The sequence below is a fragment of the Campylobacter fetus subsp. fetus genome, from assembly GCF_900475935.1.
GTDB classification, from domain to species: domain Bacteria; phylum Campylobacterota; class Campylobacteria; order Campylobacterales; family Campylobacteraceae; genus Campylobacter; species Campylobacter fetus.
In genome coordinates this window covers 1,062,197-1,077,909 of record NZ_LS483431.1, presented here as the reverse complement: position 1 = coordinate 1,077,909, position 15,713 = coordinate 1,062,197, and the positions used below count along the sequence as shown (strand labels likewise).

General features: G+C 31.2%; 17 protein-coding genes. 3 read left to right on the top strand and 14 right to left on the bottom strand.

The window, feature by feature from the left end; genetic code table 11:
* Positions 1-138 precede the first annotated feature (138 nt).
* Entirely contained in the window at positions 139-969 is an 831-nt protein-coding gene (gene ppk2 / locus DQN38_RS05325; RefSeq protein WP_011732076.1) for a polyphosphate kinase 2, read from the bottom strand.
* A 133-nt stretch (positions 970-1,102) separates the two neighbouring features.
* On the opposite strand from ppk2, the gene dsbD reads away from it, so the two are divergent.
* Entirely contained in the window at positions 1,103-2,851 is a 1,749-nt protein-coding gene (dsbD, locus tag DQN38_RS05320) for a protein-disulfide reductase DsbD (RefSeq protein ID WP_111738205.1), read from the top strand.
* A gap of 35 nt (positions 2,852-2,886) precedes the next feature.
* Here dsbD and DQN38_RS05315 read toward each other — a convergent pair whose 3' ends face one another.
* Genes DQN38_RS05315 through DQN38_RS05275 form a run of 9 tightly spaced genes read right to left on the bottom strand, consistent with a single transcriptional unit; the run spans position 2,887 to position 11,567 of the window.
* Entirely contained in the window at positions 2,887-3,945 is a 1,059-nt protein-coding gene (locus tag DQN38_RS05315; RefSeq protein WP_170117944.1) for a GGDEF domain-containing protein, read from the bottom strand.
* Positions 3,887-4,963, bottom strand: a complete 1,077-nt coding sequence (locus DQN38_RS05310; RefSeq protein WP_167497339.1) for a GGDEF domain-containing protein — start codon at positions 4,961-4,963, stop codon at positions 3,887-3,889. Before DQN38_RS05310 ends, DQN38_RS05315 begins: the two co-directional genes overlap by 59 nt.
* Before the next feature lie 47 nt (positions 4,964-5,010).
* Positions 5,011-5,361, bottom strand: a complete 351-nt coding sequence (locus DQN38_RS05305) for a nitrous oxide-stimulated promoter family protein (RefSeq protein WP_011732073.1) — start codon at positions 5,359-5,361, stop codon at positions 5,011-5,013.
* 52 nt (positions 5,362-5,413) lie between these two features.
* Positions 5,414-6,136 carry a 3-deoxy-manno-octulosonate cytidylyltransferase gene (gene kdsB, locus DQN38_RS05300; protein WP_002849673.1) on the bottom strand — a complete coding sequence of 241 codons (723 nt, stop codon included), beginning with the start codon at positions 6,134-6,136 and terminating at the stop codon, positions 5,414-5,416.
* Complete coding sequence (thrC, locus tag DQN38_RS05295; protein ID WP_081303754.1) at positions 6,133-7,875, bottom strand: threonine synthase; 1,743 nt, start codon at positions 7,873-7,875, stop codon at positions 6,133-6,135. Before thrC ends, kdsB begins: the two co-directional genes overlap by 4 nt.
* The gene (argB, locus tag DQN38_RS05290; protein WP_002849668.1) at positions 7,872-8,714 is read right to left on the bottom strand and encodes an acetylglutamate kinase; all 843 of its coding nucleotides are present in this window, start codon (positions 8,712-8,714) and stop codon (positions 7,872-7,874) included. The genes thrC and argB overlap by 4 nt, the downstream gene beginning before the upstream one ends.
* A gap of 22 nt (positions 8,715-8,736) precedes the next feature.
* Complete coding sequence (locus DQN38_RS05285; RefSeq protein ID WP_011732071.1) at positions 8,737-9,681, bottom strand: tetraacyldisaccharide 4'-kinase; 945 nt, start codon at positions 9,679-9,681, stop codon at positions 8,737-8,739.
* Positions 9,674-10,807: a DegT/DnrJ/EryC1/StrS family aminotransferase gene (locus DQN38_RS05280; RefSeq protein ID WP_065843828.1), complete on the bottom strand. Its 1,134-nt coding sequence runs from the start codon at positions 10,805-10,807 to the stop codon at positions 9,674-9,676. The genes DQN38_RS05285 and DQN38_RS05280 overlap by 8 nt, the downstream gene beginning before the upstream one ends.
* Before the next feature lie 13 nt (positions 10,808-10,820).
* A complete protein-coding gene (locus tag DQN38_RS05275) occupies positions 10,821-11,567 on the bottom strand; it encodes an NAD+ synthase (protein WP_002849663.1) in 747 nt (248 codons plus the stop codon).
* Between the two features lie 90 nt (positions 11,568-11,657).
* Here DQN38_RS05275 and DQN38_RS05270 point away from each other — a divergent pair, with 90 nt between their 5' ends.
* Entirely contained in the window at positions 11,658-12,248 is a 591-nt protein-coding gene (locus tag DQN38_RS05270) for an MBL fold metallo-hydrolase (RefSeq protein ID WP_002849661.1), read from the top strand.
* On the opposite strand, the gene DQN38_RS05265 is transcribed toward DQN38_RS05270, so the two are convergent.
* The 3 genes from DQN38_RS05265 to DQN38_RS05255 are packed head-to-tail and all read right to left on the bottom strand — an operon-like array spanning position 12,241 to position 13,776.
* Positions 12,241-12,750 (bottom strand): hotdog family protein, encoded by a 510-nt coding sequence (locus DQN38_RS05265; protein ID WP_002849653.1) that lies wholly within the window; start codon positions 12,748-12,750, stop codon positions 12,241-12,243. The two genes, DQN38_RS05270 and DQN38_RS05265, sit on opposite strands and share 8 nt — an antisense overlap.
* 11 nt (positions 12,751-12,761) lie before the next feature.
* Complete coding sequence (cmoB, locus tag DQN38_RS05260; protein WP_065843830.1) at positions 12,762-13,610, bottom strand: tRNA 5-methoxyuridine(34)/uridine 5-oxyacetic acid(34) synthase CmoB; 849 nt, start codon at positions 13,608-13,610, stop codon at positions 12,762-12,764.
* Positions 13,594-13,776, bottom strand: a complete 183-nt coding sequence (locus DQN38_RS05255) for a hypothetical protein (RefSeq protein ID WP_010400361.1) — start codon at positions 13,774-13,776, stop codon at positions 13,594-13,596. The genes cmoB and DQN38_RS05255 overlap by 17 nt, the downstream gene beginning before the upstream one ends.
* Before the next feature lie 63 nt (positions 13,777-13,839).
* On the opposite strand from DQN38_RS05255, the gene DQN38_RS05250 reads away from it, so the two are divergent.
* Complete coding sequence (locus tag DQN38_RS05250) at positions 13,840-15,114, top strand: M28 family peptidase (protein WP_011732069.1); 1,275 nt, start codon at positions 13,840-13,842, stop codon at positions 15,112-15,114.
* Between the two features lie 54 nt (positions 15,115-15,168).
* Here the strand turns inward: DQN38_RS05250 and hpf are convergent, their stop codons facing one another.
* Positions 15,169-15,699, bottom strand: a complete 531-nt coding sequence (hpf, locus tag DQN38_RS05245) for a ribosome hibernation-promoting factor, HPF/YfiA family (protein WP_002849646.1) — start codon at positions 15,697-15,699, stop codon at positions 15,169-15,171.
* Between the last annotated feature and the right edge of the window lie 14 nt (positions 15,700-15,713).

The following is a 15,713-nucleotide window of genomic DNA, read 5'->3' as shown; positions in this document are numbered from 1 at the left end:
TCTATAAATGGAGTTGCGATTTGATTCGTAACTCCAAATGCAAAGATATATAAATTCATTTATAGTTTTTTGCTTATTAAATGTTTTAAATTTAAGTATAATTTTAAGTGTCAAATTCGTAAGACTATTAAAAATTTACTACCCGTTTATACGTTTTAAATTCTCATTTCTGAGATTTTCTTCCATAAGTCTTATCTCCGTACTTCCTGTTTTGACTATTTCATCATCTATTTTCATCTCGTCATTGCTTATTTTTTTATTATATTCGACATTGTTTAATAGATATCTAAATGTGTTTAATCTAGCTTTTTTCTTATCGTTACTAACTATGATAGTCCATGGCGCATAAGGCGTATTTGAAGCTAGTAGCATTGAGTACTTTGCGACTGTGTATTGATCCCATAGTTCTTGACTCCTTTGATCTACTGGAGATAGTTTGAACTGTTTTAGTGGATCTGTTTTTCTATCTTTGAAACGTTTTTTCTGTTCATCTTTTGAAACCGAGAAGTAGAATTTAAACAGTAAAATTCCCGAACTTACCAGCATTTCTTCAAATTTAGGAACTTGCCTTAAAAATTCTTTATGTTGCTCTTGAGTACAAAATCCCATCACAGGTTCAACTCCAGCACGGTTATACCAGCTTCTATCAAATATAACTATCTCACCGGCACTTGGAAGATGGTCTGAGTATCTTTGAAAATACCACTGAGTTCTCTCAACATCGCTTGGTTTTTCCAAAGCGACGACTCTACATCCCCTAGGATTTAGATGTTCGGTAAGTCTTTTGATGACGCCGCCTTTTCCTGACGCGTCTCTTCCTTCTATTATAATCAATACTTTTAGACCAGTTTCTTTTACATGGTTTTGAAATTTGAGCAGTTCAATTTGTAATTGTCTAAGCTCTTTTTCGTATTTTAATTTAGATTTTTTTACTTTCACCATAATAAAATCATCTTTTTTTTCTTCCATTTTTGCTCCTTTTTAAAGTGTATATAATTTTATACTTAGTTAATTAAAAGTTTCATTAAAGTTTACCACTTTTGATGAAGATATTTACAAATATGAAGTAGAATTGACAAATATTTTTTTACAAGGAAATGCATTGCATAAGCTACTTATTTCATTTATCTTGTTTTTTAGTACTGTTTTTGCTGAGCCTCTTAGCGTAGAAGATGCTTTTAAAGTCAATATCACAGGCGATAAAACGCAAGGGATAAATATCAATCTCGTAGTAGATAAAAGTGTTTATTTATATAAAGACAAACTTAAAGTTAAGGTTTCAGATACCGATATAACCGAGTTTTTAAATTTACCTAAATACGAAAAACACGATGAGTATGATATATACGGCGGTACGTTTGATCTATTTATACCGGAGGGTTTGCTCAAAAATTTTGTAAATAGTAATGAGTTTGACATACAATTAAATTATCAAGGTTGCTCTTATAGTGGATTTTGTTATCAGCCTATAGAGAGTCATTATGTCGTTACTTATGATGGCGATAAAGCTCAAGTAAAAGAGGTATCTGTTTCAAAAACTATATCTTCAAATTCCAAGATAAATAAAAAAAATATCGTTGACTCGCAGCAAGATAAGATAGCAAAATCATTTACCGACGAGGGAAAACTTTTTACTATCATCACGTTTTTTGGTTATGGTTTGCTTTTATCTCTTACGCCTTGTATCTTTCCTATGATCCCGATAGTTTCAAGCATAATAGTATCAAAAACAGGTCAAAAACCATCGGCTAAAACAGGTTTTTGGATAAGTCTTGTTTATGTATTTTTCATGTCATTAGCTTACGCTTTGGCCGGAGTTTTGGCAAGTGTATTTGGTGCAAGCGTCCAAGGATTGCTTCAAATTCCAAGCGTTATTATAGGTTTTAGTATCATCTTTGTTTTGCTATCGTTTTCTATGTTCGGATTTTATAACATCGAGATGCCAAAAAAAATTCAAAACTATATAAATTTAAAGAGTGAAAAAAAAGGTGGAATAATCGGTGTCGGAATTATGGGGTTTTTATCCGCTCTTATAGTGGGACCTTGCGTTGCTGCACCTCTTGCCGGAGCTCTTTTATATATAGCTGAAAGCGGAGATGCTCTTTTTGGAGGTATAGCTCTATTTGTTATGAGTGTCGGTATGGGAGTTCCTCTTTTATTGATAGGTATTGGTAGTTCAAAACTACTTCCTAAGCCCGGATTTTGGATGGAAGAGATAAAAAGAATATTTGGATTTTTGATGCTTGCGATGGCTATCTGGATGCTTGATAGAGTAGTTGGATCTGAAATTTCAAATGCGCTTTATGGAGTTCTCGGAGTATTTTTTGCGGTATATTTAGGCGCGTTTAACGAAGCAAAAGACGGTGCTACGAAGTTTTTAAAATCGTTTGGAATATTGATATTCGTAGTTTCGATAATCTTAGTTTCTATATTTAGTATTTCCACTTTTGCTCCGAATTTAAGCTCATATAATAATTCTACGATATCAAAAAACAGCATCGATAAAATAGAGTTTAGTTATATTTCAAATTCAAAAGATCTTGAAGCCGTTATAAATAGCAGTCAAAAACCTGTTATGATCGATTTTTGGGCGATTTGGTGCGTAAACTGTAAAGAGCTTGATGAGAAAACATTTACAAATCCGGATGTTATAAAAAGATTAAAAGATTTTACTCTTATCAAAATAGATGTCTCTGATAATACGCCTGAAGATATAGCTATGATGAGAAAATACAATGTTTTTGGTCCACCGGCACTTATATTTTATAAAGACAAAAAAGAGCTGAACTCAAAACAGCTTGTAGGCTATGTGTCTTATGACGAATTTTTAAAACATATAGAAGATATTTAAAAATAAGCGGCTTTAAAAAGCTGCTTATTTTTAGTTTATTTTGAAACGATGCAGTTTTTTGTACTATTTTTACCTTTATACAATCTTTCATCTGCTTGTTTTATAAGTAAATTTCTATCATTTCCAACTTCAGATACTCCAAAAGTAACACTAAAATTAAATGTTTCATTACCTTCTTTTATTATGGTTTCGCTAATTTGAAATTTTATTTTTTGAATTTTGGTTAAAAAGTCATTTTTACTTATATCAAAAGATACTATTACAAATTCCTCTCCGCCCCATCTGCAAACTATATCTGTTTTGTTTGTATGATCTAAAAATATATTTGAGAGTGTTTTTAAAACAAGATCTCCGGTATTGTGTCCAAATTGGTCATTTATCTGTTTAAAGTTATCTATATCGCACATAGAGATTATCATGCTGCTTCGTCTTTTATTGTCTATTATTAAATTTAATGTTCTTTTATTTATAAGTCCGGTTAGATCATCTGTTTCGGACGCGTTTTTAAATTTATCGTTATCGTCTTTTAATTGATAAAAGTATGCGATATCTGTAGATTTTAATATCTTAGATATGATAAGAAGCATAACAATAAGAAATATAAAATTTGCCACATAAAAGTAGTCTTGATAATATGATACAGACTGCTCTCCTTCATTTGAGATATGTACCAAATATAGTGCTATATAGATAATAGATTCTGATAAAACCAATATATAAGATATAAGTCTATTTCTAAATATATCAATATACATGATAGATATTAAAGCTATCAATATAATTTGAAATCCATATCCCCATCCAAGTATCAAAACACTTATGCTAGAGCTAAATAAAATTTGTATATGAGCTATAAAAAATGCTTTTTCAAGCTCGTTTTTACCAACCGTTTTAATGCAGAAAATATATGTAAATACGCCGACTATGCTAACGATTGCTAAGTCGTACATTTTCAAACTAATAAAAGATATGAAGTAACTTATGCTGGCTACTAAAAACATAATTAGTACGGTTCTTAAATTTGTTGATAAATTATCACTTTTTATATTCATAATTTTTAAATACCAGTCTATTTTTTCCTTGACTTTTTCCATAATACATAAGCTCATCGACAATGCTAATAGCCGGTTCTAGCTCAAAGTCTGCTTCGATTTTGGTGAGATAGAGCGCCCCAAATGTTACGCTTACTTTTATTCCTTCCGGATTTAATTTTTCTACTTTTAGTCTTGCTGATTCTATGATGTCTTTTATATCCGTAGCATTTTTATTTTCTAAAATTATTAAAAATTCCTCTCCGCCCCATCTGCAAAGTTTGCCGTATTTTATAAAGCTGCTTTTTAAAGAAGCTGCGACTCTGCTTAGTATAGTATCACCAAAAATATGCCCCAACGTATCGTTTATATTTTTAAAATTATCAAGGTCGCATAGGATTATACATATGGATTTTAACTCTTCGTTTTTTAGCATACTTAAACGACTAGTTAGCATCTGACGCATAGGAGCCCTAGTATAAAATCCTGTTAAAAAGTCATGTTCTGCTATACGCTGATAATCTTTTTTCTTTCTTTGTAAATTTAAGATATCTACCGCGCCTACTATATTTAAATTTTGATGTAAAAAGAAGAATACAAATACGATTGCTAAAAATCCAGATATATATGATATATGTTTTAAATCATCATTTCCGTAGTTTATATCTTGATGAGCAAATAGATAGTGTAAAACAAGATAAGTTATGGATTGTGCTACTACAATTATGATTTTAAAATAACTATTTTTTATAGCAGATGAGTAGTATATCGCGATTAGACCGACTAAAAATAGTTCAAATCCATATCCCCAGCCCATGACTATTATATCGCAAACTATATTATAAGTACCGCTTAGTTGTATCCAGATATTTATCAGTGATTGGTATTTTTCTTCATATAATTCATCATAGATTATTATGGATATTGCAAATGTTATAGCACCATTTATAAGCAAAAAAGACATACCAAAATAAGCAAATACAATGCAATATGCAAATAGCAACAATAAATATATCACAAGTAGTTTATGATATACGTTTTGTGCTGATTCTAATTTGATTTCTTGTATAATTTGTTTCATATTTTTTATTTTATGATATCACAAAATAACTTAATCTAGTATATATACTAACTTTTAAAAAATGATTTTATCTTTGATAATCCAAGCTTTATTCCGCTACTTTTCATCACTTTTATAATATGTTTTAGTTCATTTTTTTCATAACAGATGTGTGGACATTTTCTGCATTTTGGTTTTTCTTTGTGTGGACAGTTTTGTAGTCTCTCATTGGCATATAAAAGAAGATGCTCACACTCTTTGCATAAGTTATACTCTATAAATTTATCTAAATTTACTCCTTTATAAATAGTTTTAAATTTAGATATAGTTTTTGGCTCATTTTTGTGATGATCATCGCAGTAAATTTGTGTAAATTTGGCTACGGTCGTTAGTTGCTCTAAAAATTGTTCATTTGTCATATTTGCCTTTTCGTGGCTATTGTATCACAAATTTATATAGTTAAATTTGATTTTAGTCAATCCTAAAACCGAATTTATCCGCTGCGGTCTTAAGATCTTCTTTTGTATCTATTCCGATACTTTTTGTTTGTATTTGCATCATTTTAATTTTTTTACCGCTTTGTAAAGCCCTAAGCTGCTCTAGTTTTTCTATATTTTCTAACTCTTTTGTCTCTAAAGTACAAAACTCTTTTAAATTTACTACGCTATATGCGTAAATTCCTATATGTGCTTTAAAAACCTCACATTCGTTTCTAGGATATGGCAGAAGTGAACGTGAAAAATACAGAGCGTTATCGTTTGTGTCAAGAACGACTTTTACTAAATTTGGATTTTGAGCGTCCTCTTTTTTGACTAGTTTAAAACAGCTTGCCATAAACGAGCCGCTTGCAATGGATTTACTTGCAAAATCTTTAAATTTAATCAAATTTTCTACTTCAAAAAACGGCTCATCGGCTTGAACATTTATAATGATCTCGTTATCTTTTAGATTAAATTTATCCGCTGCTTCATTTATGCGGTCGGTTCCGCTTTCGTGATTCACGTTTGTTAAAATAGCATCTAAGCCATAACTTTTTGCTATGTTTGCTACTTTTTCATCGTCACATGCTATTAGCACGTTATCCGCATTTTTGGCGTTCATCGCGGTTTTTACAAACATAGGAACGCCATCAATGGTTCTTAGAATTTTATGTTCAAAACGAGTTGAAGCGAGCCGAGCCGGTATGATTATCATTTTTTAAGCCAATTTATGATGTTTGATTTTATCTTATCTTGCTCTATAACGTCTTTATGAAGCTCTTTTTGTGAAAATAACTCTAAGATGGACTTTGGAATTTTTACGTCAAACTCTTTTGCAAGCTCTTTCATATCTACTAATTCATCTTGTGTAGGTTTATTTTTGATAGCTTTTACCATGCTTGGAGTAAATTTTACCCATTGAGCTGTAGATGTTATCACGCTAAGTTTATCATTGTCAACTAGTTTTAGGCAAGTTGCCGTATGAGGATCTATCAAAATACCTTTGCTTGAAACGTTTTTTATATAATTTTCACACTCTTCATCGCTACAAAAATCTGCTTCAAAATCTGCTTTTAGCTCCTCAAGTTCTTCTTGAGCGAGTTTATAAAATCCACTGTTTTTCAAACTATCCATAAGCTCTTTTGTTCTAATACTTCCAAACTTATCAAACAAAAGCCTTTCGACATTTGAGCTAATTAGTATATCCATAGCAGGGCTTATAGTTTGAATTAATTTTTTATCTTGCAGATTATAAATTCCTGTTGTGAAAAGTTCCGTTAATATATTGTTCGCGTTCGAAGCAATTTTTATTTTTCCTATATTTGCACCCATTTTTTTAGCGTAATACGCCCCTAAAGCATTACCGAAGTTGCCGCTTGGAACAACGATATCTATCGGTTTTTTATTACTGTTTATTTTTATACAAACATAGATATGATAAATAATCTGAAATAAAATTCTGCCGAAATTAACAGAATTCGCAGCACTTAAGTTAAGCCCCAAATTTGATAGCTCATTTTTAAAAGATTTATCGTTTAATAGCGCTTTTAAGGCTTTTTGAGCATCATCAAAATTACCTTTTATCCCTATGGATTTCAAATTTTTACCTTTTTGATTTACCATTTGTAAGCGTTGAACTTCGCTTGTGCCGTCTTTTGGATATATGCATACGACTTTTATATTTTGAACATCGCTAAATGTATTAAGTGTGGCAGGTCCGGTATCGCCGCTTGTTGCACACATAATGAGATATTTTTTATTATTTTGTTTGGCAAGCTCTTTTAAAATTACACCAAAAGGCTGAAGCGCCATATCTTTAAATGCTCTTGTAGGTCCGTGCCATAGCTCATTTATATATAAATTTTTATTTAATTTTTTTATTTCCACTGCTTCTTTATCAAATTTAGCGTATCTTTTTAATGCTTTTTTAAAAATATCTTTGTCTATATCAAATTTAAACTTTTTAATAACCATCATAGCTATCTCATCATACTTTAATTTAGATGCTTTTTTAAAAAAGTTATCATCTAAAATAGGTAAATTTATAGGCGCGTAAAGTCCGCCATGTTTTGCTGCTGGTTGCAATAAAGCTTCGTTTAAACTAACGCAAGAAACTTCTTCGTTGTTATTTAACCTTGTACCTACTAACATAGGTGATATTTTTGTACTTTTTTCTAACCATTTTTTATAGCTTTTTTCTATTTTTTTAGGTTTTATAGCTATGACTTCCGGTGTTTCATAAGGGTGATTTTTTAAAATAACATCTTTTATTTTCTTATAATTTCCTTTTATCATAATAAGAACTTCAGAGTCGTTTTGTACTTCATTTTTCCAAGTATAAAAGCTTTTCAGATCTTTTATACAATTCACACAAGCCGCAGCTTTTTTATCTACTAACTCTTTAGCTAACTTATTTGCTATTTTTTCATCTGGTGTTGTACTTAATACTATCATTTTATAACGCTCCCTATACCTTCATCTGTAAATATTTCAAGCAGCAAAGAGTGAGGAATTTTTCCATCTATTATGTGTGCTGCACCAACTCCGCTTTTTATACATTCTAAACACGCGTCTATCTTCGGTATCATTCCACCGCTGATTGCTCCGTTATTTTTCAACTCATTTATAGAAGTTTCGTTTAACTTGCTGATAAGTTTTTCATCCTTGTCTAAAACCCCCTTGATATCACTTAAAAATATAACTTTTCTAGCTTTTAATTTGCTAGCAATAGCACTTGCGCAAAGATCTGCGTTTATGTTATATGTTTCATACTCGCTTCCTATAGCTATAGGGGCGATGACTGGTATGAGTCCATCGTTTATTATGGTTAATATAACATTTTCATTGACGTCTGTTATCTCTCCTACAAATCCGTATTTTCCATCATCTAAGCTTTTTGCCTTTAACATATTATCGTCTTTGCCGCTTATGCCGATAGCCCTTGCGCCGTGTTTGTTTAAAAGACTTGTTATTTCTTTATTTATAAGTCCGCTCAAGGTCATTTCTACTACTTCCATAGCATCTTTATCCGTGACTCTTAAGCCGTCTATAAATTCACTTTTCAAATTTAGTCTTTCTAAAAATGAATTTATCTTTTTTCCGCCTCCATGTACAATGACGGCTTTAATGCCTACTAGTTGTAAAAGCACAATATCTCTTGCAAAATTATTTTTCAATTTTTCATCTATTTGAGCTGCGCCGCCGTATTTTATGACAAAAATTTCATCTCTAAATTTCTGAATATAAGGCAGGGCGCTTAATATTATCTCAGCTGTTCTTATGCTTTTTAACACAACTTTTCCTTAATTTATTTTATTATTTTATCATATTCTGGTTGTAATTATCTATAAACTTATCTAATTTTAGCTTGAATTGAGATGAAATTTCAGTACGCAGTTCTAAAATCGAAACATTAAAGCCGAAATCTCGTATTTTAACATAATCCTTTTGGGTCACCAAAATAGTTGTTGCATTCCATTTTTTAAATATATCTTCTATTTCTGATTTTTTAAATTTATGATGATCTTCAAACAACTCTATACCTAAGCAGCTATCAAATAGTTTTTTTAACCTTAATGGATTTGCTATAGCTGTTACTAAAACCATATTCGTTGTTTTGTTTATTATATAATTAGAGCTTATTATATCATCTTTTGTCGGAATAAAATCTGCAAATTTATAAAAACTTTTTGGATATCTATATGCGCCGCTAGGCAAAACTAGTTTAAAAATAGGTTCTATAGTAGGTTTCAAAATAATATTAAATTTAAAAATATCAAACTTTCCAAATCCATCATCAAGCAAAACAAGCTCTGCGCCGTATTTTATCGCTTCTTCTATGGCTAATTTTCTATTTTCGCTTACTATAACATTTGCATTTTTAAGGCTTAACGCATACTCCATAGCTTCATCGCCGCTCTCATCTACGCTGCATAATATTTCACCATCTATGCAGACTTTTAGCATACCTTTGCTGCTTCTTTTATATCCTCTTAATATGATAAAAGTTTTAAATTTGGTATTGTATTCATTAAAAATAGCTTTTGTAAGCGGAGTTTTGCCTGTGCCGCCGACTATTAAATTTCCAATACTTATTATAGGTATATCAAATTTGATCTGTTTTGAGAGTCTAAATTTAATAACTACTAAAATATAATATATCAAAGCCAACGGGCTTAAAGCCATAGAAATTAGCGTTTCAAGATACCTTGGACGATAAAAATATCTATTTATCCAACTATGCAGTTTTCTATCAAACACGAGTTTTTGCTACTGATTTTATTATATCACAAACATATTTTACTTCATCATTACTCATAGCGGCATAGATAGGTAAAGATAGCACTTGTTGATATACCTTTAATGCTTTTGGGAAATCATTTACCCTAAGATTGTATTTTGTTTTGTAATAGCTTAGCAGATGAAGCGGTATGTAGTGAAGACCTGTATGAATTCCTGCATCTTTTAACTCTCTTGCGAAGCCATCTCTGTTTTTATCTACTTTTATTATGTATTGATTATATATATGATCTCTTTTTATAACAGGAGTAGTTATATGCGGGCATGTTTTTAACTCTTCATTATATATTGCTGCTATTTCTTTTCGTCTTCTTATAAATATCTCTAGTTTTTCAAACTGAGCTATACTAAAAGCAGCGCAAAGAGAATTTAAATCATATTTTTGTCCTATATCTACTACATCATAAACATATCCTAAATTTCCATCTTTATCAAAACTATCATTTACTATTGCGTGATTTCTTATGAGCCTGGCGCGTTTTGCCATCTCATCGTCATTTGTCAATATAATACCAGTTGATGCAATAGCATGTTGTACTTGAGGATTTATCTGAAAACAAGACATATATGAGTCTAAATTTCCTATAAGCTTTCCTTTATATGTAGCACCCATAGCGCGACTAGCATCATCTATGATTTTTATACCGTTTTCTTTTGCTAAAGCATATATGGTATCCATATCTGCACTTTGTCCTGCGACGTGAGTTATGAATGCGGCTTTTAGTTTTTTATGTTTTTGTTCTTTTAATACCTTTTCTAGCTCGGTCGGACTTATGTTAAAATCATCTTCGTCTATATCTACAAATATCGGCTCAGCATCAAAGTGACGGATGACTTGAGCTATGCTAGGAAAAGCATTTACTGAGCAAATTATCTTGTCTCCTCTTTTAAGATCCATAGCACAAAGTGCTAAATGATTTGCCGCAGTTCCGTTATTTGTAGTTATAACGTGTTTTACCCCGAAATACTTCTTTATGTTATCTTCTAAATTTGTTACCATATAAACGGCGTTTTTATCAAGACTCTCTTTTACTAGTTCATGTTCTCTTTCGGTAATATATGGTCTAAAAAATGCTATATCTCTCATCTCTATCCTTTATTTAACTGATATTTGCAATCGGTACCGGATTTAGCTTAAAGCTATTTTTTTCTACTCTATCAAGTACGCTATCTACTAAATTTTTGTTAAAAATAGCGTATAAATTCTCTCTTTGATCGTTTTTTTCAAATTCTTTTAGCACGGCATCAACGCTAGAATAAGCAAAACCGATCTCATCTTCGTCTTTTTGACCTTCCCAAAGATCTGCACTTGGGGCTTTATTTATTATATTTTCATCTATTTCTAAGTATTTTGCAAACAAAAATAGGTCACTTTTATAAATATCTCCGATAGGATTTAGTGCGCAAGCCGTATCTCCGTATATAGTTCCATAGCCCAGTAGTCTCTCGCTTTTATTGCTTGTTCCTGCTACTAATGTGCCTAATTTAGCCGAGTTGTCGTATAATAGTATCATTCTAACTCTTGCTATTATATTGGCTTTTCTTAGTTTGTCCGTAACATCTAAAACAGATATAAAGCTTTGTACAATCGGTTCTATATTTATAACTTCATACTCTAAATCAAGCTTTTCACATAGGATTAAACCATCTTCTAAATTTAGATTATTTGAACTATTTGTAGGCATTAAAAGAGCGTGAGTTTTGGCTACTTTTGAACATAACGTGGCGACTATGGCAGAGTCAAGTCCGCCGCTCACTCCTATGCTAAATCCGCTAGCACCGGATTGTTTTAAATATTTATCTAAAAAGCATAATAATTTATTTTCTAAAAATTTAAAATCTTTCATTAAATTTACCTATAAGAAATTAGTTGCATTATAACGAAAAAATGTTAAAATAAAACTTTTAATTCGCTCTTGTGGGCAAAGGAGGGGAAAATGCAAATTTTATCAAAGTCTTTTGGAATTTATGATACAAATTGTTACATTTTAATAAATGAATCCGGTGAGGTTATAGTCGATCCAGGCGATGGAGCTTTTGAATGGGTGAGTAAAGTTTGCAAAAATCCGCTTGCTATTTTAAATACGCATGGACATTTTGATCATATTTATGATGATAATGCGATAAGGGATAAATTTAAAATACCTATTTATATACCAAAAGACGACGCTTTTTTATGTGAACAAGATCCGTTTACATATTTGCAAACTACCTTTAAACCCGATTTTTTAGTAGAAGATAATCAAATCATAGAAATAGGCAGTTTTAAATTTACATTTCACCATTTTGCGGGACATACTCCCGGATGTTCTATGATCGAGATAGGAGATGTTATGTTTAGTGGTGATTTTATATTTAAAAACTCTATTGGACGATATGATTTTCCTTTTTCAAATGCTGTTGAAATGAGAAAAAGCCTTGAGAGGGTTTTAAATTTCAAAGACTTCAAGCTATATCCAGGACATGGAGATCAAACTAGCTTAGAGAGTGAAAGACGAAATTTAAAACGCTGGATGCAGGCTATTTAGCAGCTTTTGAGGCTGCTTGCTCATTTTGTTTTTCTTTGTTTTTTTTCTGAAGTTTAAATATATGATCTTCTAAAACTACTATTTGAAAAGTTCCTTCGAAAACCTTTATTTCTTTGATTTTTCCTATAACTTTTATTTCTCGTTTTTTGGATTCGTCAAAATAAGCATGTGCTTCAAACTCTATGATATCTCCTACTTTAGCTGGAGCAAAAAAGCTTACTTTAGAACCTATTGTTACGCTAAAAGGCTGATTTACTGCTACTTGAGCAGACCAGTCTGCCGCGCTAAATATAAATCCGCTGTGAATAAGCCCCTCATCGTCATATATCATATCATTATTTGTTTTTAGAACTGTTTTTGAGTAGTTTTGCTTGGCGTCTATTATACTTCCGTTGAAGATCGTATTTATCGCCTGAGGTATATTCAAAGAATTTTGAAATAGACTTTCATCTATCACCGTTGCGCTATCTTTTATGCTATCACTATAGACATTTTCAGCCATTAAACTACCTTTTAACTTAATCTTACATAAACACGTTTTGGAGCAGGATAACCCTCTATAGTTAATTCAGGATCGTTTGGATCTAGAAAATTTTCCAAACTTTCCCCGTATATCCACTGTGTTTTTCTCTGCTCGTTAAAATCCGTATTTTTAATACTGAGTATATCAAAAGTTTTAAACTTAGCTCTCTCACACCAATTTCTAAGAGCTTTTATACTAGGTATAAAATAGATATTTGGTATCTTTGAGTAGGTGCTTTTCGGACTTAAGACAAACTCATCGTCTCTTTGTATAAACATAGTATCTATAAATACTTCACCGCCTTTATTTAGGCTACTTTTTAACTCTTTTAACGTTTTTATAGGATCACTTCTATGATATAAAACTCCAAGACAGAGTATCGTATCAAATTTGATATTATAATTAGGTAAATCTTGCACTCCAAGAAGCTCAAATTTGATATTTGATTTCACAAAATGATTTATAAAACTAAATTGCAAAAAGCTAAGTACGCTAGGATCGAATCCTACTATGCTTTTTGGCTCAAGTTCTAGCATTTTAAACATATAATATCCGTTATTGCAGCCTACATCGGCTACAATTTTATCTTTTAAATTTAAAAAAGGCTTGAGCCCATTAAATTTTATAAAGCTTTGCCATTCGCTATCTATAAGTGTAGCATTTAGCTTAAAAGGACCTTTTCTCCATGGTTTAAGGTCTTTTGCAAGATCTATTATGTTATCATCGAAATCATTTATTTCTATCTCTATGGCATCACTGAATTTAACTTGACAGCTATAATTTTTAAGATTATTTATTTTTTCAAAAAGCTTTTTGTTTGCATTATTTATTAGATTCATTTGACCAATCCAAGAGATTTTCGTCGCATTTTTTATGATAAATTCCGGCTCCGTCATAGTACTCTTTGCAGTCGTTATAATATTTATTTGAGATACCGCGTTCATTTATCCAAAGGCAACCTTGTAACAAAAAAACCAAAATAACAAAACTAACGATACGTTTCATAGCCGATATATTATCATTAAAATGCTATAATTTTTGTTAAAAAATATGCAAAGGCATTATAAAATGAAAGTTTTTGATTATTTTAATGAAATTTGCTCTATTCCGCATTGCAGTTTTGAAACAGATAAATTAAAAGAGTACCTAATGCAATTCTCAAAAGATAGCGGATTTAGCGTAAATAGCGATGAGTTTGGCAATATATATGCTATAAAAGGTAAGCCAAATATCTGTTTACAGGCTCATTATGATATGGTTTGCGTAGGAGATGCTCCAAATATAGAGATCATAAAAGAAAACGGTTTTTTAAAAGCAAAAAATTCAACTCTAGGTGCAGATAACGGAATCGGCGTAGCTATAATTATGGATATGATGAGAGAATTCGAGAGTCTTGAAGTTTTATTTACAAACAATGAAGAAGTAGGGCTTCTTGGCGCAAACGGATTTAATACTAAGTTAGTAAGCGGACGGATTTTAAATTTAGATAGCGAGCATGAAGACGGTGTTTTTATAGGATGCGCAAGCGGAGTTGGTATTTTTGCTAGTTCGAAAATAGAAACAAAAAATGAAATAAATAATGTTTACGAAGTAGAAATAAGTGGATTAAAAGGCGGTCACAGCGGTATAGAAATAGTAAAAGATATACCAAACGCTATAAAACTTTTAGCCGATTTTTTAGCTAAAAGCAAAGCAAAAATAGTTAGTATAAATGGTGGTGAAAGAAATAATTCTATACCGGTAAAAGCCGTTGCTACTGTGATTTGCGATGATTTAAATTTGCAAGGTAATAGTCTAATAAAAGTCAAAAAACTAGGTAAAAAAGATGCACTTGTGCTGAAAAATTCGGATTGTATTTTGAGCTTTATAAATTCATTTGCTCAAGGAGTAAGAAGTTATGATGAGAGTTTAAAAATCGTCAATGAGAGTATAAATTTGTCTATTATAAAGCAAGATAAAAATATGTTAGAAATAGAATTTTTTGCAAGATCTATGAGCGATTTAGGGCTTGAAAGAATTAAATCCGAAACAGAAGTTTTAGCTAAAATGGCTGGATTTGATGTGCGTTTTGCCGAAGAGAGCAGGGCTTGGACACCTAAGGTTACTGATTTTGCTAAAGAAGTATTATCTTCTATGCAAGAATTTAATAAAAATGTTAAATTTGAAGCTGTTCATGCAGGACTTGAGTGCGGAGTTTTACTATCAAAGCAGAGCGGTTTAGAAGCTTGTTCGATTGGTCCAAATATTTATTCGCCTCATAGTATCAATGAGTGTTGTGAGATAAATTCAGTGGATTTGATAAGTAGAGTTGTAAAAAATATAGTAAGAAAATATCAAAATTAATATATAAATTTAAAAAAAGCTTTCCGGAGTTAATACCCCAGAAAGCAAACTTTTCTAATAAAGTCCGAATTTGCCGTCGTTTCTTTTATAAATGATACGCATTTTGGCTTCCATATCATTAAATACATAAAATTGTGCACCTGAGTTTTTTAGTTTTTCTAAAGCTTCTTCTATCTCAATAGGCTTATAAAGTTCAAGTTCAGCCGGAACTATCTCGTCTACTCCATCTATATGAGGTTCGTCTATGATACCGTTTATACTTGCTTTTTCATCATCTTTGTTTTTATGGGTTGTTAGTTTATCGTGATGTCTACGTAAAACTTTGCTTGCTCTATCAACCGCTAAATCGATAGCCGCGTAAAGATCTTTATCTTTTTGTCTTATGACGATCGTATCTTTTTTTGCAAGGTTTATAGCAAATTCAACATCAAAGCCTTTTTTACCTTGTTTTTCATCTGCTGATATGATAACCCTACTTGAAATAATATCAAGATTGTATTTAGATAATGACTCAAATGCATTATCTATATAGTTTTTTATAGCTTGTGTTAATTCAAATTGTTTTCCTACAATACTTGTATTCATTTCATGCTCCTTTG